Raw genomic sequence first — 17,630 nt, forward strand, 5'->3', positions numbered from 1 at the left:
CCAACGAACAATTCTCCGCATTGGGCATATTCGGCTGACGAGACATGCCCAGGGTAAACCATACTCGCTATGCAAACGCGAGAAAAATCGGCCGCGCAATCGGACATTATTTTTGGCAATCGCTATAAAGTAGCGTTCCAGGCTGAACTGTTATTGCGACGCCTTCCTTTAAATCGTCTCGTAACCTATGCATTCTCGATGATATGGGATGCACTCTAAAAAGCCATTGCCATTAGCGGATAGGACAATCGACTCCATTTTGGCCCAATCATCTCTTATCTAGAAATCTTTAAGTCACCAAGAAACAACAGACATGATTGTTCAGCGACAATTACACTTGAGCGTCAACGACAATTACATTTGTGCATCTTTCTGTGAGTAGTTGTCTGATAGAGATGTCCATAATTTGTTGTAAGGGGGCATTGTTTTGCAGACGACTGACAATCAGGAGAGGAAACTGATGAAGGAGATTCGTAAGACAGGCAAAATTGGAGATTCAGCCTTACGATCCGGGATACGAAGGGGCGAAATAATCAACCTGGAACGGAAGGATGTGGATTTAATATCGAGAATTATTAAGCTGGTTCCCGATAGAACCAAGAAGGACAAGTTCAAAAGAATCCCTATTCACAAAGACCTAATACCATTTTTCGAGACCAAAGTTCACAATCTCCTTTCAGACAGAGTTTTTTTGAAAAATGGAGATCCATTAAAGGCGGGTGACTTCAAGCACCCTTGGAGGTTAGCGATCCAAGGAATGGATCAGCGGTTACGCCTTCACGATGTTAGAGCCGTTTTCATCACGAATTGTCGCCGTTCTGGCATTCCAGAATCGGTATTGCAAGCAATAGTTGGTCATGTTGACCGTATGAGACCGATCACTCAACGATATGGGCGAGTCTCGGACCAAGAACTTTTGGATGCAATCGACAAATTGGTTACAGATCATGGCTCAACTGAAGTATTAACATGCGTGAATGGCTAAAAGTGATTTTGTTATTGGATGAAATGGGACCAAAATGGGACCAAAAACTAACAAAAGGCCGTCAAACCTGAACGACCTTTACCGTAACCCCCCGAAATATTTGGCAGTCCCAACCGGTTTCGAACCGGTGTCTCCGCCGTGAGAGGGCGGTGTCCTAGGCCTCTAGACGATGGGACCACTTATCCAGCCTTTGTACAAATTGTTAGCGCCTTTTGTCAAGAAATTTGACAGAAAATCGTTTCATAATGGCAAATTGAACAGCTTAATAGCGTTTTGGGCTGTTAACGATCCTAGAGCGCCAACATCCACGGCCCTGATTTCCGCAACCTTTCGAGCAGTGTGTACAATATATGATGGCTCGTTGTCTTTTCCACGCAATGGCTCAGGGGCGAGAAAGGGACAATCCGTTTCCAAAAGAATTCTGTCGTCCGGAATGGTCTGCACTATTGACCTAAGTCTGTCGTTTTTCTTGTACGTGACCGTGCCCGGAATAGATAAGTGACATCCCAATTCCAAAGAACGCCGCGCGTCGGATTCATCCCCGGAGAAACAATGGATGACTACACCCGCAGGATACGGCGCATGCTTCTCGAGCATCGCCAGACCTTTCTCATAGGCATCCCGCAGGTGCACTATGATAGGCTTGTTTTTTTTCTTTGCCAGCTCTATTTGATTCCTGAACATAGCCAATTGCGCATCACGGGGGGACCTGTCTCGGAAGAAATCAAGCCCAATTTCTCCGTATCCCACAACCTTTGGGTTATCACAAAGACGCTCCATTTCTAATAGATCGTTGTCTCCGACGTCTTTTGCGTTATGTGGATGAAAACCGATGGCCGCAAATACCATGTCAAACTGTTCAGCTATACTCAGCGCAACTTTTGCGTCGTCAAGATCTATACCAACCGTAATAATCGCTATTAGGCCGGCTGATACGGCTCTTTCCATCACCGCCGGAACCTGCTCAAGGAGAGGCTCAAGCTCCAAATGGGCATGAGAGTCAATCAATCCGAGGTTGGTCTCGTTGCTACCGTTTGAGCGAAAAAGCGCATTTTGTCCCATTAAAAAACTTCTCCAATATCCCGGATACTCCGGAACGAGTTAATTCAGCTCGTTGATATTACCGAATTAGCTTCCAAGAAACAAATTTATAGCTTGTTGGGGGTTCTTTGGGTCAGAGCGATTTTTTTGCCAGAGCAATCGCTGATGGGACAAAAGGCAGAAAATCCTTAATAGACCAGGCTGGAGTTGGAGACGCGAGAAGCCCCATGTAGCGGTTTACTCGGGCTGCCATTGTCGCAGCCTCTGGAATGCCCATCCCTCCCTCTATTAGAGCAGAGACGATCCCGGTTAGACTGTCCCCAGTTCCTCCAATCGGTTCCATTGTTTCTACACATGGTTCTGAGATTTTGGAAAAAATCCCAATTTGCGAGGCGACGTAATCAACATGGCCTTTAACCAGCAAGTGGCGAGCCGCGTTTTCATTCTTATAGGCCAGTTCTATAAGCTCCGACACATTCATGTTCTCGTTGAGAAACAAGCCTCTTGTGTAAAAAGGATGAGGAGCGGATTCATCAGCAAGAAACGCAGTTTCCCCCAAGTCCGGTGTGAACAGATCAAATTCCCGCGCGACTCCTCCCATTTTAGCGACATACATAAAGCCTGCGTCTGCAATCAGGGTGGGCTTCACGGAGAGACTCTCTATTCGGAGCATGATTTGATGCAACCAATAAACATCGGGCATGAGATAATGAAAAACCAGAAGCTTTTCTTGACGTTCGGGAAGGGTTTCACATAGATGTCTGTAAACTTTCTCGCTGCCGTCTCCCTTGCCTATGTCTCCAGCCAGTAGCGCTCTTGGCGGATCCATACCCATAGTGTTTGCGACTGCGCATGCGAACGCTATCAGGGCGGGAGTCCCCCGATTAATTGGAAGCTCTTTCGCTCCAACGAACAGCTTTCCAGATTTCAAGTGACACTGATCATCCATGAGCGCGTCGCCCTGAACCGGCACAGTGCCCACGATTAACCACGACATTGGCGTATTAGTTCCTCATAGGCAAGGTAAAGGGCATAACCGCAAAGAGTTTGACCAAGGGATAGAGGGGCAGGGCAGTTCGTCAATGTTTTTCCCACAAGTTGGTCAGCAAGGAACGGAACGTCTGGGCAGCCACCACCGGAAACATTGACTATCTTTTCGTCAATCTTGGAAATGGTAATTTTCATGTTGGCGGCTCGAACCATAAGATATTCCCCGTAATCCTTAGTCTGAAACAGGCTTACCGGCTCCAGGGAAGGGTCGGACACCGGAAGCATTTTAAGTGGCTCGATTTTCGAGTGTGCAAGGATGGCAGCAACCTTCAGGCCGCTGTTCAATGGAAATTCAATGGCAAGATCACAACCGGTTCGGACAGAGGGTGGAGGTCCCTTTACCGAGACCTCTATCCCTTCTCGTTTGAGCAAAGTTTCGGCCCTTATTACTTCACTCGTGTTGTTAAAGATCAACAGGCCCCGATCAGTGTGGACATGATTCCCGGAACCGAGGTTCTTCAACTGATTGGCAATGGTATCCAGGAAACGAGGTTTTTTCATTTGGCCTTGTTTATTACAATCCTGTATTGGCCGGGTTCTTCGACTACCTCCAGGACTGTCCATCCTTGACTGTTTGCAGCCCTACAAACGTTCTCTCGGCTAACGTCATTATCAACCAGCACCTCGACAGTCTCTAAGCCCGCCTTTTTGAGCTTGGAAATAGTGAGCAAAACAGGTTGTGGGCAAGAAAGGCCGCGAGCGTCGACCAGATCTTTCATCTCTAATGTCCCCTTCTATGATTCGATACGGTTGATGTGAGTGAACCCTATCAACAACAAGACCATCAAACCAATAACCACGGCATACACGCCGTATTGTCCTATCCCTGCAGGTGAACTAGCCAGGCCAAAGTTATGGGAAACCGCTGCGCCTACGATCATTCCCAATACAAATGTGCCGGCGTCCCCGTCGCCCTCACCCGACATAAAAATCTGTCTACCAGGACATCCCCCCGCCAGGGCGAAAGCCAAACCGGCCACCAGCATCCCCGAAAAGTTCCAAAAGCTTTGAGTATTCGCTACAGGTTGCCCGATAAATCCGGGATGAAACTGGCTCAACACGAGGTTCGCCACAAAGGCTCCAATGAACAGCGCTACAAATCCTGAAAACAAATGAACCTGCTTGAACAGGATTAGGTCCCTGATGGCGCCCATGGTGCAAAAACGGCTCCTTTGAGCGAGAATTCCTACACCTAATCCAATAATGAGAGAAATGACAAGGGCTGCGTGTTGCGATCCCGGGCCCTTCACACTATAAAAAAGGATACCGCTTTTCGGATTCCCTTCTATCTGTGGAAAAATCAGTCTTAAAGCCAGTAACCCCAGAAACAGGAGGGGAATAAGCACCCCTGCTCCAATACGCTGTTTTTCGGACCTCCCGAGAGTGTAGCCGGCGCGAAAAAATAATGTGCCGATACCTACTCCAACAACCAACCCGGCCAAACCAAAAAGGGCGTTGCCATCTCCGCCGGCAAGTCTCAGGATGACTCTCCATGGACACCCTAGAAAAACAAGAGCCCCAATCATTGCGATCATTCCCAGGAAGAATCTTACAAAAGGCGAAGATCCTCCCCGAGGTTTGAATTCTTTAAAGAGCAGTGCGGATATGAACGCCCCCAGACCAAAGCCCAAAATTTCCGGCCGCAAATATTGAACCACATCAGCTCTGTGCAGTCCAATGGCTCCGGCTATATCGCGCTCAAAGCATGCGACGCAGATTCCCATGTTCCCGGGATTTCCGAATTTCTGGAGCAAGGACGCCAAAACTCCTATCAGCCCGCCAACAAATATAATTCCTAAAGATGAGGCAAAAACATTTGAACGTTTAGACATTAGAATCCCTCTACAGACTGTGAAATTAGATGTCAGTCAATAAGGCAGTTTTTCGATTTTAGTGAGAATGCCACACGTGTGTATATAAATAACTAACATCGGTAAACACGATGAGTCAATATTAATTTTGTCTGAGTTTATGTTGTTACAATTGGGATAGACGACAAAACGCGACCTGAACTACGTAACACGCCATTGGTCTAAATCTTATATTGCATCAAAGGGAGGCAGATTGTTTCAAGAGACTGAAGTTTATAGTGGGATTAAACAATCCATCGGCAAGGCTGTAAAAAAGCCAATAATTAATTTCGGAAAGATAAATGAAACTTCTAAAGACAATGTTTTTCAGACACATGAATATGTCGAATTTCGACGAGCTTTAGAGCGCCGATTGTCCAGGCGAGTGGCGGACCTGTTTGACTCAATAGGTAGATGCCTTCCAGGCTCTTCAGACCTTTCGGGATTACCACTGCCTGCAGGTTGCGAATCCTGTTACTATCTGTTCGGAATCTAAAGGTTAAAGTTCTTAAACTTTCAGTCCGCAAGAACTCCATTTTCTTAAAGACGATGATTGGTAGAAAGTTCGTGTCTTACGATCACCTTTGTTTGTCGTAGAAAAACTGTTCAGGATGTATTGGTCCAGGATTAGGGTAAATCCAACTTTGAAAATCGGTAGCAGGCACATTCTTCATATTAGGCGCTACCACATAATAATCGGGTGGCTGATAAACCATCCCTATCACATAGAGATTTTCTTCGTTCGCTGCCAAGATCTGATCAAACAACTCCTTTTTCTTCTGATTTTCCGCCGTATGAACGATCTTGTCGAAAGTCTCCATCATTTTCTTGATTTCAGGGGGAGGTTCTTCGCCCTGGTTGCCTCGACTTTGGTACCACTGAGCGTACAAGGGAGCCTGCAGGCTTTCTGAGTTGTAAGGAAAATACCATCTTGGCTCAAGGAGGCATTCCAAGCCACCGTCTCCTGGCCACAAAGCTATGTCGTGAGCGCAGGTTTGAGTTCTTTGTCGAAATAGTTCTCTGGTTTCCGACTTTACTGCGGTGTCTATTTTGATTTTCTTAAAATCAGAGGTGAGAATTTCCGCCGCGTCTACCCAGCTCTGAATTGAGGCCATTACATCAAGGCACAGTTGTAAACGTTGACCATCCGGTCTCTGACGCCAGCCGTCAGCGCCCACTTTAAGTCCCATGTCATCTAGCATTTTGTTCGCCGCATCAAGATCATACTCCAAGTGAGCGTTTTCATACGATGCGCTGTAATAGCCAGATTGCTTAAGTGGCGCCGCCTGACGAGGAGTGCCTTTGCCCCTGAACAGTATGTCGTTGATTTCAGAGCGCCTGATAGCATGTGAAAGAGCAATACGAAACCTTTTGTCCCCAATAATTTTTCTTACCACTGGATCCTGATGATTGAGATTAGGCGCAAGCAACAAACCTACGGAGGCCGTAGATATTTTAGGAACGAGTTTAAAGTTGCCGGTTCCTAATTGAGCCAGCAGAAGTATACTGTTGGACATTCCACCCAAATGATTGGCCTGCATGTCAATCTCACCAGCCACAGCTTTTAGCAGCACCATATTGGCCTCAGCAAGCAGCTCAGTGGCGAGAGTGTCAATATAGGGAAGCTGATTACCCTTTTCATCAACTTTCCAGTAATAAGGGTTTCTTTCCATGACAAAACGTTTTCCAGGGGCGGGAACTTTGGTTTTCCACGCTAGAATAGTCGGCAGATCCGTGGACACGAAAAGCCCTTGTCGGATGTTAATGAATTCATTAAATATTTTATTCCAGGAAGACGCCTTTTTTTCTTTTAGTATCCGTTCCAGCTCTTCTGGTTTGGCGTATTTTTTGTGGAATTTTGAAAGGAAATGCTTGGGTCTTGTAACAAGAGTCATGCCTTCAGGACAGGCGAGATTTTCTAGAAAGAGTCCGTATGGATTCTTGTATTCAAAACGAACTGTCCAATCATCGAGCTTGGTCACTTTAGGCTCATCTCCCCCGGGGGCCAACCAGCCGGGAGCCGAGGAAGTGAGTTCCTTGTCTAACAGAGTGTCGTTGACGGCAAACAGGATGTCATCAGCGGTGAACGGGGCTCCATCAGACCACTTCACCCCTTGAACCAGTTTGAGCACGTAGACTCTACCCTGATCCTGTATTTCCCAGTTCACGCAAAGATTGGGGACTACCTTAAACTCCGGGCTCCAACGAACCAGTGGATCATACAAAATCTTTCTGGTTTCATTCAGATCGGATACGCCTGTGTATGCCCGTCTCCATATACCTCCGTACATGCCGGTCATCTCAAACGGTTTTATTACAACAGGATTGGCTGGAAGCCTCTTGTCTATTGGGGGCAGTTGGCCATTTTTTACGGCCTGGGAAAGCATAGGGGATTCCTGGAATGCTGATGCCAGGCTGGAAATTCCGAAGGTCCCTGAAAAGAACATCATAGAGATAGAGAAAGCTAGACTCTGTTTGAACAATCTCGTCATGACTCTTCCTTTACGGTCTCAGTACATTTTCAGGACAATTTACAACAGGTGAAAACAGGTAATCGGATTCTACTTCTAAACAATACTATCACAACTCTGGGCCGTCAACCGCGAACAAACTTTTTTGGTCATGTGGAAGGCGCTTTGAAAAGTAGGCTATTGATCTAAACATCACAAACTGCCAAGAAATCAATAAAAAAAAGATTCGATAGCATAAAGGAGGGTAATCGTGAGAATTACAGCGACGGCCATATGTGGGATAATCTCAATCAAATGCGAAGAGAAATGTGATTCTTTTCCTCGGCCCAGTCTATATGTAATGACCATAGTTCCTAAAGACCCTATCAATATCAAGACCTGTTGTATGAAAAGCGTCCATGAAGGTGGAACAGTAATTACCATGCGTTCAAAAACGCTGAAATGAAAGGTCTGCCACAACACAATCGGGAAATAGACTCCAAGGTTGATGAGATAATACAGGTGGAAAGCCATAAACCCTGTCAATACCAGAGGAAGCAAGGCGAGACCGAACCGCGCGAAATTTTCTCTTGAAGATTCGCCGGTAACCCGTGACGATAGGTTCGCAGCGAGAAAGACCAGGCTGTTTGCGCAAAAGATGCACACAGTAAAAAAACCTGTGAAGACCACTATGTCGGGCCAATCCATAAAAATACGATAAAACCAGTCATATAAGGATCCGGTTTCTAACAGTTCACTTATGAGGCCTCCATACATGCTGATTACGAGGAAAGAGGTTATCGCTCCTACCTGACGCATCTCCCAGATCTCTCTGCCCGGAATACGCAAATTGAGATTTATTGCTCCATGAGGACAGTTTTTGACGCAATTCCCACAAAGCTTGCAAAACCTGTTGCTTCTCAAGGAGGGGGCCATCTGTCCAAATGGACAGCCCTCATGAGATGATGTGCCCACAAAACATTCATTGGACGTGCACTGGCTAGCGCATACATTTCGATCCGCTCTCAGTTCAAATGGTGACACCTTGGCCAGCACGCCCATCATCCCACCCAAAGGGCACAGATACCTGCACCAGGATTGCCTCTCAAAAACGATGGAGAATATTACGGCGAAAAGCAATATGGTAATCAACAACAATCCCGTGTTAAAGGGGGAACTGCGGAGGTCAGTGGCTATTTCAAGCCAGATTATAAACATGGCTGAGACAGCGATGATCAGATCACTATTTTGTTTTAGAAACGCTGGAAAAGGAATATCAAATGAAATCAGTTTCTTCGCGAGATGCCCTATTGCGCCCATGGGACACAGTGAGCACCAGAACCTCGCCCAAATGAAAGCGCCAAAAATCATTGTAGGCCATCCTATGGCCCAACTGAACAGGGCGCCAACATTGGAAGAAGGGCTGGCCGGTCCAAGAAAGAGCAACACGAGTAGTATGAAGAAAAATGGCGTTGCGGCGCTTTGAAAGATCACGGGGAAAAGAGGGCTACTTATGGCGCCCTTGATGGTGGGCGCCCTGAGAAGATTTATCTTTCCGTCAGCCTCAATACGTCTGAGGTCAAAGTATATGTCCTGGGGTCTAATTACACCGTCGGCAGAGAGTAGAACCGCCCTCTTCAAGGTTGTCGCCAGTTCCCTATCGTTACCCGGCCAGGAATAGCCGACTAAAGTCTTGATAGTTTCCTTCGGCAACTTGTTGATTTCTTTGTGAAGCTCTTGCGAGTACTTGCCGACATAATGTTCAACTAACGCCGGAATTTCTTTTCTTCGTTTACGCAGAGGGGGAACATGTATGGAGTGCTCGAGCATCCAATGCAGAAGAGGGTGTTTCTCTGCAGAAATTTCCGAAGCGTCCAGGTTTGTGGTTCCGATTATTCGAGTGTCAAGGTTTTGGTACCCAAGCGCCCCGACTTTCTTGAATTTTCCGTTCTTTAAGGAGAACAATAACCTGTTTTGCATTAGCGGTGTTAGGTGTTCCATCCCGCGGACAAGAAGGGTTCCCTCTTCTGTCAGTTCCAGGTATCCAGGAGTTTCTACACGGGATTGACCTTGCTCTCTGGTTTCTGAACCAAAGAAAAGCTTCATTTGCTGTTCGGTAAGATCCAGGTTTTCTTCGGGTAATTCACAATAGTTGAGATTATTTTTCGTTTCGGTTAATGGTCTGAGTAGATCCAGGAAAAGAAAAACTCGCTGATGGCTGGACGACATTGTATACATTGCATGTGCAAGGAATTCTTTCCCAACGCCGGTCTCTCCAGTAATAAGGACTGGTTCCTGAGAGCCCGCAAGTTCCTCAAGACGTCGGCTTACACGCTTCCTGACCGTTTCTCCAACGAAATAGTCCGGGAACAGGTGATCTTCCCGACTGATGATGTTCTGAAGAGCCCTTTTTCTTCTAGTGTTTTTGTATACGTTTTGATCGAGTCTTATGACCTTGCGCGCTAGACGCTTCAACACGTTGATTGTGAATTCCGGGTTTGACTTAAGAACATTTTCGAATTCAATGGCGGGTATTTTAAGAACCGTCGAATCTTCATCGGCAATCACTTCAGAATTGTTGGGGTTGGGAAGTCCTGTCAAAAAGCTTATTTCACCAATCAACTCTCCGGCGGAAAGTATGTCCACCAATATATCAGGATTATTTGGTTCCCTTACCAGGACTTGGGCTTTTCCGGAAACCAGAAAACTGACATCATGAGGTGTCTCGCCTGGTTCCAGGATGCGAGCCCCACGTTTGAAAGACTCAAGATTTCCCTTTCCCCACAAAGCTGAACGAATAGAATCGGGATATTCGGCGAATGGATCCTTGAAATCGGGATTTGCTGGATTATCGGTGGTTAGTTCGGACATTCGTAAAATTTTGATTCAAAGAGATTACATAACGCAAGCTTTTGAGGACTATGCGCTCATGGAGCTTTTACAGAGGCTTCTATCCTAATACCGTATTTTTCAATCTTCGCGAGTAAAGTGGGTCTTGAAAGACCGAGGAGTTTGGCTGCCTGAGACCTGTTACCTCGAGTTATGGAAAGGGCTTCGGTCATCACTATTCTTGAGAATTCGTCGATCATGTCAACAAAAACGTTTTCTCGTCCACTGTTCAGTGAGCGTTTGATCCACTCATGCATGGAATCAAGATGGGACTGATCCCACGTTTCTCTCCCATCAGTCTCTATCCTTATGGCTTCTGATATTTCGTCCGAACTTATAGGCGCGCCTCGGCTAAATATCAGAGCTTTTTGAACTGTATTGGCCAGTTCCCTCACATTTCCAGGCCATGAGTACGATTCCATGACCAATCTGGCCTCCCGCGTCAATCCGGGGCTATCAATGGCCATCTCTTTAGAATAGCGCTTGAGAAAATATTCCGCCAGGATAGATATGTCACCATTTCGTTCTCGTAGTGGAGGAAGACTCAAAGTCACGACCTTTAGGCGGTAATAAAGATCTTCCCGGAAACGGCCATCTGCTAAAGCGGCTTCAAGGTCGCGATTTGTAGCGGCTATGACGCGTACATCAACCGGTATTGGCGATCGACCGCCTAGGCGCTCAATGCTTCTTTCTTGAAGGAGACGCAATATCTTGGCCTGTATCCCGAACGGCATGTCTCCAATTTCATCCAGAAAAACTGTTCCACCACTAGCCTGCTCAATTTTGCCTATGCGCCTGTTTACAGCCCCGGTAAAAGCCCCTCTTTCATATCCGAACAGTTCGCTTTCCAGAAGCGTTTCCGGGATAGCGACACAATTTATTACAAGAAATGGCTTATTAGAACGTATACTGTGCTGATACACTGCCCGGGCTACAAGTTCCTTGCCGGTCCCTGATTCGCCCCGGATTAAAATTGTCGCTCCTGTTGACGCCACACGACCTATCTGTTTATAAACCTCCTGCATAGCTTTGCTGCGCCCAAAAATGACTTCTGAGGAATCACTCTCAGAGGCTGTGTCAATTTCCACTCTCGAACGCATGAACCTTGACGCCTCAAGCGCTTTTTCAATATTTGACAACATTTCGGGAATGTCGAATGGCTTGAGAATATAATCAAAGGCTCCAAGTTTGGTAGCCTCTATGGCCGTGTCGGTAGTTCCGTAAGCCGTCATAATGATAACAGGCAGCTTGGCGTCAATGTTGTGAATAGCCTTGAATGTTGTTAAACCGTCCATACCCGGAAGTCTGACGTCCATGACCACTAAATCTGGAGGCTCTGTTTTTACGATCTCGAGCCCACCTTCCCCCGTAGCGGACATCCTGACTTTATGCCCCTCTGCTGTTAGAATCTTTTCAAAACTGATACGCAACTGGGCATCATCATCAACGATTAGTATTTTTCCCACGACACCTCTCCAGATACGGGAAGCTTTATCCTGAAGGTTGCGCCTTTCCCTTCGACCGACTCCAACTCCAACCAGCCCCCATGTTCTTCGACAATTCTTTGAGCAATGCTCAATCCCAGGCCAGTTCCTTCCTCCTTTGTACTGAAAAACGGCTGAAACAGTCTTTCCTGAATTGATTCAGGAACACCGGGGCCGTCATCGCTCATTTCAATCATCAGAACCGGGCCCTCTTGTTCCAGAACTTGTCTGGTCTCACGAATTAGAATATGCCCCCCGTTAACCATCGCCTCGCAAGCGTTAACCAACAAATTTACGAATACTTCTTTTAACTGGTCAGGATCCGCCTGTATCTCCGGAAGTGGCTTGTCTCTCATCAACTTGACTTTGACATCGTAGGACTCCAGTCGATGCTTCAACAACTGCAGTGACATATCAACAGAGTCGGAAGGACTGATTCTATGGGTTTTCAGTTTGGGAGGTCTGGAAAACTCGAGAAAATTACCTACAATAGTGTCAATATGTTTTATTTCCTCGGAAATTACTTCAAAATCCTCTTTTTCACTGTCGGTTAGAGACAACGTGCGCTCCATCGAAAAAAGGCGCATCTTTACCGAAGTTAGCGGATTTCTGACGCTGTGAGAGACTCCAGCGGCCAATTTTCCAACCAGGGCCCATTTTTCAGCCTGCTGCAGATGCTCCTGGCTCAACTCAAGTTTAGTTCTGGTTTGATCGACGTCATGAATAAGGTTTTGAAAACGTCTGCTCAAAGCCTTCACTTCGTTCCCTTCTATTCCAGCGCTTTTCTTTTCATCAGTGTCAATCGCCAGACGTCTTATAGGACCAAGAATCTGGTTGAGCAGGATATATGCCAGGACAAATCCCAACAACATAACCATTATCAATCCGCCGATCGCAGCAGCGTTAAGAAGAGCCGCTCTTTCCTTTATTGCCTCCTGCGCTTCGCTGATCCGGTCCACATAGGCGGTGTTAAATTCTCTGCAGAGATCCATTATTTTAAAAAACTGCCCCCTGATACTCTTGTGGAGATTATAACCTTGCTCCGTGTCACCCTGTTTGTAGAAATTGACAACAGCGTCTCTAGACAGACTGTAACGAACATACTGGGAATCGAGCTGGTTGAGTATGTTTCGCTCCTTTTCAGTCTCAGCGAGTTGTCTCGCTCTTTTTAGCCATGTTTCAAAAGATGTATCGTGTTTTTCAAGTTCTTTGAGCCACATGGGATCACGATCCTGAAAGTAATAAGTCACGTAGCCCTTTTGCATGACCAAAGCGTTTTCCAATTCCTGAGAAGCATGTATCGCCTGGATGTCTGTTTCCAAGAACTTGTTGATATACCTGTCCATAACGTATGTGTGGGAAATTGAAATGATTGCCCCAGCGGCCGTTATGAACATCAAAGCGCCCAGGATGAGCAATATCCGAGTTTGTAGACTTATTCGGTGAAACATTTGAGTATATAGCCTTGCCTAATCACTGAAAAATGAAGCGGTGGGACTTACATTTATTCTGACCTCCTTCACATCAGCGATACCTTCGGCCTGGGATTTCAGTTCTTCGGCCAGTGGTTTAGCCACCGATGGTCCTACCTGTGTGTCCACGTAGACTACTCCACTCTTGGCTGAGACCCTCACCGAGGGGCAAGTATTCACCAACACAGACTTAACACGGGCCGCCAGAACCAAATCGTCGAGATCTTTCTGTGACTCCGGGGTGGTCTTGAATTGATCCAGGCCCGCGGTATAACAGATTATGTCTACAGCGTTTTCGACCGTTATCTTGTGGATGTGGATGACAAGATCATAAAGGCTCGAATCCCATGTGTCCACCCCGAATAACCTTATGCCCCATTGCCTTCGCTCATGATCGTCTTTTTTCAATACATAAAGGGCTTCTTCTGCAGAAATGTTTTCCCTCTCCATTTCCAGACGAACTCTGTTTTCAATGTCCGAGAGAATCCGGATCTTCATTACGTGCTTAATGCCCTTGAGAAAATAGTGACCGGCGAGCCCGTGATAAACTACATTATCTTTTTGCACTTGCTCCAGAAAAGAGGATTCCAGGAAGGTCAGATATCTTTCTTTTCCGTAAGTGAATCTCTCCAGGACTGAAGGGGCGTCATGAAGCGCACGAACGAGTTTTATTTCAGGTATATTGAAATGCTCAGAAGCGTCTAGGAGAACTTCTCTCGCCATGCATCGGTATCCCAGTCTTTCCGCGACCTTTTCCGCGACTTCTTTCCCTTTGCTGTAAGACCCTCTTGAGATGGTTATTATCGCCATTATCCAGTTCCTTTCCGTAAGGGCTATTTTTGAGTTGAAGAATAAAATCCTTCATAGACTTATACACTCTTTGAAATTTTCAGAGAAGCGCGATATGTTGTGAGGCAGAAATCAAAGCTCTTCCAGTTGGTCGGATCGTACTGAAAAATGACAAAGACAGCCAAATCGTTGTCCGAAGTTTATCGTACAGTGAGTATTCCTAATCGGGCAACCCTGATGAAGCGGATGTTCGCCTTCTTTGGCCCAGCCTACTTGATTAGCGTCGGGTACATGGATCCGGGAAACTGGGCTACTGACCTGGAAGGGGGATCCAGATTCGGCTACAAGCTCATCTGGGTATTACTGATGTCGAATGTGATGGCGGTAGTTCTGCAAACGCTGTCGGCCAGACTTGGGATAGCGACGGGTCGTGATCTGGCCCAGGCGTGCAGAGACAATTATCCGCGATTTGTGACCTACATGCTCTGGGTTCTTGCCGAAATTGCAATTGTCGCGTGTGATCTGGCCGAAGTTTTGGGTACCGTGATCGGACTCAATCTGCTTTTCAGGATTCCGTTGATGTGGGGGGTGGTGATCGCGGCCCTGGATACTCTTTTGTTTCTGGCCATTCAGAACCTGGGTGTCCGAAAATTCGAAGCTGTAATCATGGTTTTGATAACAACTATAGGCGCTTGTTTTGTTTTTGAGGTGGTGAACTCGGCGCCTGATTGGTCAGATGTGGCAAAAGGATTTGCTCCCAGCCTGCCTGATGGAGCGCTCTACGTGGCTATTGGGATCATGGGCGCGACAGTGATGCCGCATAATCTCTATCTTCACTCTGCGCTGGTTCAGAGCAGAGCGTATGATTCGTCGGTTGAAGGCAAGCGTCAAGCCTGCCGGTTCAACTTTCTTGATACTGCTCTGGCGCTCAATTTTGCCTTCATAGTCAATGCGGCGATCCTAATCGTCGCTGCGGCGACTTTCTTTAAACATGGAGTAATCGTGACCGAGCTACAACAGGCCCACAGCATGCTGTCGCCGTTATTGGGCACGACACTCGCCGGCACGGCTTTCGCCGTTGCGCTGGTCTGTTCGGGGCAGGCCTCTACTCTAACAGGAACTTTGGCCGGTCAAATTGTGATGGAAGGCTTCTTGCGTTTTAAGATCCGACCAATTTTACGCAGGTTCATGACGAGAATGCTGGCGATTGGCCCAGCGGCTATCGCTATTTCAATGGCTGGAGAACAGTCTACATACAGTCTTTTGATTCTAAGCCAGGTAGTGTTGAGCCTGCAGCTTCCTTTTGCAGTTATTCCCCTGATTCATTTCACTAATGATCGCGCTACCATGGGCGAGTTCGCCAACGGCATCGGCGTCAAAACCATAGCGTGGGTCGTAGCCTCAATAGTTGTCGTGCTCAACGTAAAGCTGATCACCGATCAAATTAACGAATGGATCTCTTCCATCAGCGAGCCTATATTCATTTACATCATTGTGTTTCCGCTGTGCGCATCCCTGTTAATATTACTTTTGTATATAACGCTTAGGCCGTTCATCCATTTACCTCCGAAAGAGACCATCCCGGCATGGAGAAAACTCAGCCATTTTGTTCGAGCGGATGAGGACAAGCTCGATCTTGACGCCCCACACTATGCAAAAATAGGTGTAGCGCTGGCCTTTTCCGATGCAGACAGAAAAGTGTTGAGCCATGCTCTGCCCCTGGCCAGGCAACACCAATCCACGTTGTGCCTGTTTCACATTGTTGAAGGGGCGGGCGGAGTGCTTTATGGACCCGACACGTATGACACCGAAGCTCGTGAGGACGAAGCTTATTTGAACCAATTGGCTGTAGCCCTTGGACACAGGGGTTTAGATGTGGAGACTTTTCTCGGATACGGAGACGTGCCGTCCGAGTTGATAAGATTGTGTCTAGATGAGAAAGTTGACGCCCTGGTAATGGGAGGTCACGGGCATAGGGGGATCAGCGATTTGGTTTTTGGCAGCACAGTTTCACCAGTTAGACATAGTCTGAACATTCCGATAATAATTATTCGATAAAAGTTTGATTTATGATGGAGGCGTAAAGCGCCTGAACTCGCAAAGAAGTTCTTTGATTACTACAAAGCGGTTTTTAGTGAAGGTGAGCTTACCGAGAGAGAGAAAGCCCTGATAGCCCTTGCGGTTGCTCACACTGTCCAGTGTCCTTACTGCATAGACGCATATACGCAGGGATGCCTTGAAAAGGGGGCAAGTCTGGGGGAAATGGCGGAAGCAATTCACGTCGCGACCGCAATCAGGGGAGGGGCGTCACTCGTCCATGGAACTCAAATGAGAAAACTTGCCAAGAAACTTTCTATGTAAGCACGGTCGTGTGAGTTCAACCTACACAGTAGAGATCTCCCCAATCTCATGCAAAGGACCTCGAGTCAATTTCCTTTCACGACCACCAGCAACATTTTGAAACGCTTTGCCGCATGGAGCGCATGAGGCGTATTGGCAGGCATTGCGACTATTTGCCCTGCTGTCACCTTTAACTCCTTAGAACCTATCGTGATTTGGGCTTCACCATCAAGAATCTGAACAAAAGCGTCACCAGCCGCAGTGTGAGAGCTTAACCCTTCACCTTTGTCAAAAGCGAATAGCGTCAAACTCATTACGGAAGTTTGAGCGAAAGTTCGGCTAACCACTCGACCTTCCTGATAATCCACCAGGTCCACGAGAATCAGCGGCTCAGAGAAAGTCACATTTTTAATAAATGATCCGTCGGTCATTGTTGCGCCTCCTGGGTCAGCCATGAAACGACTGGTTTCACTGATTTTTCAGTCGTGAATAAAAGTAAAATCTTGAAATTAAGGAGTAATCTCACATTCAGTTGGCCGGCAGGTTTTCTTGGCCTCCGACAGCATTCGAACGTGGTCCATTTCTTGACATATCAGTTTATCGAGTTCGCTTGTGTAGCTGGGATCAGCATTCATGTCCTTCATACCCAGAAGGAAATGTACCGAGTCTTTTTCAAATTCAATCGCAATCTCAAGGGCTTCCACCGGAGTTTTCACATTCTTGAGCCGTTCTGCGGTAACATCCGGGGTAAAAACTTCGGTATCCGCCGCAGCTTCCAGGTAACTTTTGGCCAGACCTTCAGGGTCCCAGACTTCTTCTTCCGGAAAGTAACTAGGGATGTCGCTTCTTAGGGACTTAAAGCACTCAGCCTGAGACTCCTCAAGATTGGCGAGATCCTCGAACAGCTTCTTCAAGACGGGATCTTCACTTATCTTCTTGGTGGCGCTCTGGTAAAAGGCTCTTCCATTTTCTTTTATACGAATCGCCATAGCGAAAACATCATCCGGAGTTCCAAAAACCAACATCGCAATTCTCCTTATTCAAATTATCTGAAATGTCCTGGAAGTATATCCTGTTGATTTAACATCGGAATTGTACAAGTAAGGGCCTGCGTCAAAAGAGCGTTTTTGAATGAATGTTTACTATCTTAAAGTGTAATCGTTCAGCCGGAGCCCCCTGTATGGGGTTAGATTTCGGTGAACTGGAACTTTTAACGTTTTTCTAATCGCGCGATATCACGTCTATTTTTAATACCCTATTGACAAAACGTTAGAAATAGG

General features: G+C 46.7%; 15 protein-coding genes, 1 tRNA gene and 1 pseudogene. 4 read left to right on the forward strand and 13 right to left on the reverse strand.

Annotation, left to right across the window (positions count from 1 at the left end; all coding sequences use genetic code 11):
* The first annotated feature begins 460 nt into the window (after positions 1-460).
* On the forward strand, positions 461-985 hold the full coding sequence (locus tag WC647_19395; protein MFA6224471.1) for a tyrosine-type recombinase/integrase: 525 nt from the start codon (positions 461-463) through the stop codon (positions 983-985).
* A 101-nt stretch (positions 986-1,086) separates the two neighbouring features.
* On the opposite strand, the gene WC647_19400 is transcribed toward WC647_19395, so the two are convergent.
* The 6 genes from WC647_19400 to yedE all read right to left on the reverse strand — a co-directional run bounded on the left by WC647_19400 (position 1,087) and on the right by yedE (position 4,908).
* Positions 1,087-1,162, reverse strand: a tRNA-Glu gene (locus tag WC647_19400).
* A 63-nt stretch (positions 1,163-1,225) separates the two neighbouring features.
* Complete coding sequence (locus WC647_19405) at positions 1,226-2,047, reverse strand: TatD family hydrolase (GenBank protein MFA6224472.1); 822 nt, start codon at positions 2,045-2,047, stop codon at positions 1,226-1,228.
* Between the two features lie 112 nt (positions 2,048-2,159).
* Positions 2,160-3,023, reverse strand: a complete 864-nt coding sequence (locus WC647_19410; GenBank protein MFA6224473.1) for a sugar kinase — start codon at positions 3,021-3,023, stop codon at positions 2,160-2,162.
* A complete protein-coding gene (locus WC647_19415; GenBank protein MFA6224474.1) occupies positions 3,011-3,577 on the reverse strand; it encodes a DUF3343 domain-containing protein in 567 nt (188 codons plus the stop codon). Before WC647_19415 ends, WC647_19410 begins: the two co-directional genes overlap by 13 nt.
* Positions 3,574-3,795 carry a sulfurtransferase TusA family protein gene (locus WC647_19420; protein MFA6224475.1) on the reverse strand — a complete coding sequence of 74 codons (222 nt, stop codon included), beginning with the start codon at positions 3,793-3,795 and terminating at the stop codon, positions 3,574-3,576. Before WC647_19420 ends, WC647_19415 begins: the two co-directional genes overlap by 4 nt.
* 15 nt (positions 3,796-3,810) lie before the next feature.
* Positions 3,811-4,908 (reverse strand): YedE family putative selenium transporter, encoded by a 1,098-nt coding sequence (gene yedE, locus WC647_19425; protein MFA6224476.1) that lies wholly within the window; start codon positions 4,906-4,908, stop codon positions 3,811-3,813.
* A 232-nt stretch (positions 4,909-5,140) separates the two neighbouring features.
* Here yedE and WC647_19430 point away from each other — a divergent pair, with 232 nt between their 5' ends.
* Positions 5,141-5,422 (forward strand): hypothetical protein, encoded by a 282-nt coding sequence (locus tag WC647_19430; GenBank protein ID MFA6224477.1) that lies wholly within the window; start codon positions 5,141-5,143, stop codon positions 5,420-5,422.
* An 82-nt stretch (positions 5,423-5,504) separates the two neighbouring features.
* Here the strand turns inward: WC647_19430 and WC647_19435 are convergent, their stop codons facing one another.
* The 5 genes from WC647_19435 to WC647_19455 all read right to left on the reverse strand — a co-directional run bounded on the left by WC647_19435 (position 5,505) and on the right by WC647_19455 (position 14,031).
* Positions 5,505-7,418 carry an ABC transporter substrate-binding protein gene (locus WC647_19435; GenBank protein MFA6224478.1) on the reverse strand — a complete coding sequence of 638 codons (1,914 nt, stop codon included), beginning with the start codon at positions 7,416-7,418 and terminating at the stop codon, positions 5,505-5,507.
* A 189-nt stretch (positions 7,419-7,607) separates the two neighbouring features.
* Positions 7,608-10,247 carry a sigma 54-interacting transcriptional regulator gene (locus tag WC647_19440; GenBank protein ID MFA6224479.1) on the reverse strand — a complete coding sequence of 880 codons (2,640 nt, stop codon included), beginning with the start codon at positions 10,245-10,247 and terminating at the stop codon, positions 7,608-7,610.
* A 56-nt stretch (positions 10,248-10,303) separates the two neighbouring features.
* Positions 10,304-11,731, reverse strand: coding sequence for a sigma-54 dependent transcriptional regulator (locus tag WC647_19445; GenBank protein MFA6224480.1), 1,428 nt, complete (start codon positions 11,729-11,731; stop codon positions 10,304-10,306).
* Positions 11,716-13,200: an ATP-binding protein gene (locus tag WC647_19450; GenBank protein ID MFA6224481.1), complete on the reverse strand. Its 1,485-nt coding sequence runs from the start codon at positions 13,198-13,200 to the stop codon at positions 11,716-11,718. The genes WC647_19445 and WC647_19450 overlap by 16 nt, the downstream gene beginning before the upstream one ends.
* 18 nt (positions 13,201-13,218) lie before the next feature.
* On the reverse strand, positions 13,219-14,031 hold the full coding sequence (locus WC647_19455; protein ID MFA6224482.1) for a cytidylate kinase-like family protein: 813 nt from the start codon (positions 14,029-14,031) through the stop codon (positions 13,219-13,221).
* A 147-nt stretch (positions 14,032-14,178) separates the two neighbouring features.
* Here WC647_19455 and WC647_19460 point away from each other — a divergent pair, with 147 nt between their 5' ends.
* Entirely contained in the window at positions 14,179-16,068 is a 1,890-nt protein-coding gene (locus WC647_19460) for an Nramp family divalent metal transporter (GenBank protein MFA6224483.1), read from the forward strand.
* A 33-nt stretch (positions 16,069-16,101) separates the two neighbouring features.
* A pseudogene (locus WC647_19465) lies at positions 16,102-16,371 on the forward strand (arsenosugar biosynthesis-associated peroxidase-like protein).
* 65 nt (positions 16,372-16,436) lie between these two features.
* On the opposite strand, the gene WC647_19470 reads toward WC647_19465, so the two are convergent.
* Together WC647_19470 and WC647_19475 are read right to left on the reverse strand one after the other, a co-directional pair.
* Positions 16,437-16,781 carry a cupin domain-containing protein gene (locus tag WC647_19470; GenBank protein MFA6224484.1) on the reverse strand — a complete coding sequence of 115 codons (345 nt, stop codon included), beginning with the start codon at positions 16,779-16,781 and terminating at the stop codon, positions 16,437-16,439.
* Positions 16,782-16,859: 78 nt separating this feature from the next.
* Entirely contained in the window at positions 16,860-17,375 is a 516-nt protein-coding gene (locus tag WC647_19475) for a ferritin family protein (protein MFA6224485.1), read from the reverse strand.
* Positions 17,376-17,630: the final 255 nt, after the last annotated feature.

This window comes from Desulfomonilaceae bacterium, assembly GCA_041662605.1.
GTDB lineage: Bacteria > Desulfobacterota > Desulfomonilia > Desulfomonilales > Desulfomonilaceae > CAJBEZ01.

What these genes read in the sequence shown, in the direction of transcription:
- WC647_19395 (MFA6224471.1), top strand. Translation starts at nt 461, where the DNA reads ATGAAGGAGATTCGTAAGACAGGCAAAATTGGAGATTCAGCCTTACGA.
- WC647_19405 (MFA6224472.1), bottom strand. Translation starts at nt 2,047, where the DNA reads ATGGGACAAAATGCGCTTTTTCGCTCAAACGGTAGCAACGAGACCAAC.
- WC647_19410 (MFA6224473.1), bottom strand. Translation starts at nt 3,023, where the DNA reads ATGTCGTGGTTAATCGTGGGCACTGTGCCGGTTCAGGGCGACGCGCTC.
- WC647_19415 (MFA6224474.1), bottom strand. Translation starts at nt 3,577, where the DNA reads ATGAAAAAACCTCGTTTCCTGGATACCATTGCCAATCAGTTGAAGAAC.
- WC647_19420 (MFA6224475.1), bottom strand. Translation starts at nt 3,795, where the DNA reads ATGAAAGATCTGGTCGACGCTCGCGGCCTTTCTTGCCCACAACCTGTT.
- yedE (MFA6224476.1), bottom strand. Translation starts at nt 4,908, where the DNA reads ATGTCTAAACGTTCAAATGTTTTTGCCTCATCTTTAGGAATTATATTT.
- WC647_19435 (MFA6224478.1), bottom strand. Translation starts at nt 7,418, where the DNA reads ATGACGAGATTGTTCAAACAGAGTCTAGCTTTCTCTATCTCTATGATG.
- WC647_19440 (MFA6224479.1), bottom strand. Translation starts at nt 10,247, where the DNA reads ATGTCCGAACTAACCACCGATAATCCAGCAAATCCCGATTTCAAGGAT.
- WC647_19450 (MFA6224481.1), bottom strand. Translation starts at nt 13,200, where the DNA reads ATGTTTCACCGAATAAGTCTACAAACTCGGATATTGCTCATCCTGGGC.
- WC647_19455 (MFA6224482.1), bottom strand. Translation starts at nt 14,031, where the DNA reads ATGGCGATAATAACCATCTCAAGAGGGTCTTACAGCAAAGGGAAAGAA.
- WC647_19460 (MFA6224483.1), top strand. Translation starts at nt 14,179, where the DNA reads ATGACAAAGACAGCCAAATCGTTGTCCGAAGTTTATCGTACAGTGAGT.
- WC647_19470 (MFA6224484.1), bottom strand. Translation starts at nt 16,781, where the DNA reads ATGACCGACGGATCATTTATTAAAAATGTGACTTTCTCTGAGCCGCTG.
- WC647_19475 (MFA6224485.1), bottom strand. Translation starts at nt 17,375, where the DNA reads ATGTTGGTTTTTGGAACTCCGGATGATGTTTTCGCTATGGCGATTCGT.